This is a genomic window from Bartonella gabonensis, from assembly GCF_903679515.1.
In the GTDB taxonomy this organism is placed as follows: domain Bacteria; phylum Pseudomonadota; class Alphaproteobacteria; order Rhizobiales; family Rhizobiaceae; genus Bartonella; species Bartonella gabonensis.
This window is the reverse complement of sequence record NZ_CAHOYM010000102.1, coordinates 1-888: the sequence shown is the minus strand read 5'-3', so window position 1 is coordinate 888 and position 888 is coordinate 1. Positions and strand designations below refer to the sequence as shown.

1 rRNA gene is annotated in these 888 nt (G+C 51.8%); it reads left to right on the top strand.

What is annotated here, in order from left to right:
- Positions 1 to 888, top strand: a 23S ribosomal RNA gene (locus HWX04_RS08215); the annotation flags it as partial.

Sequence of the window (888 nt, the reverse complement as noted above, 5' to 3'; positions counted from 1 at the left end):
AACCTATGCAAACTCCGAATACCGCAGAGTACAGCTTGGGAGACAGAGCACCGGGTGCTAACGTCCGGACTCAAGAGGGAAACAACCCAGACCGCCAGCTAAGGTCCCTAAAATTGGCTAAGTGGGAAACGAAGTGGGAAGGCTAAAACAGTCAGGATGTTGGCTTAGAAGCAGCCATCATTTAAAGAAAGCGTAATAGCTCACTGATCGAGTCGTCCTGCGCGGAAGATGTAACGGGGCTAAGCCAGTTACCGAAGCTGCGGATTTGCAATTTATTGCAAGTGGTAGGAGAGCGTTCTGTAAGCCTGTGAAGGTGCCTGGTAACGGGTGCTGGAGGTATCAGAAGTGCGAATGCTGACATGAGTAGCGTTAAAGGGGGTGAAAAGCCCCCTCGCCGTAAGCGCAAGGTTTCCTACGCAACGTTCATCGGCGTAGGGTGAGTCGGCCCCTAAGGCGAGGCAGAGATGCGTAGCTGATGGGAAACAGGTCAATATTCCTGTACCGATGTGTAGTGCGATGTGGGGACGGAGAAGGTTAGCTCAGCCAACTGTTGGATATGTTGGTTCAAGCCTGTAGTCGTGCCTGGTAGGCAAATCCGCCGGGCTTAGATGAGGGGTGATAACGAGTCTGCTTGCAGACGAAGTGAGTGATACCCTGCTTCCAGGAAAAGCCACTAAGCTTCAGCTACACACGACCGTACCGCAAACCGACACTGGTGCGCGAGATGAGTAGTCTAAGGCGCTTGAGAGAACTCTGGAGAAGGAACTCGGCAAATTGATACCGTAACTTCGGGAGAAGGTATGCCGCAAGTAGGTGAACTTGTACAAAGGGAGCCCAAAGCGGTTGCAAAAAATCGGTGGCTGCGACTGTTTAATAAAAACACAGCAC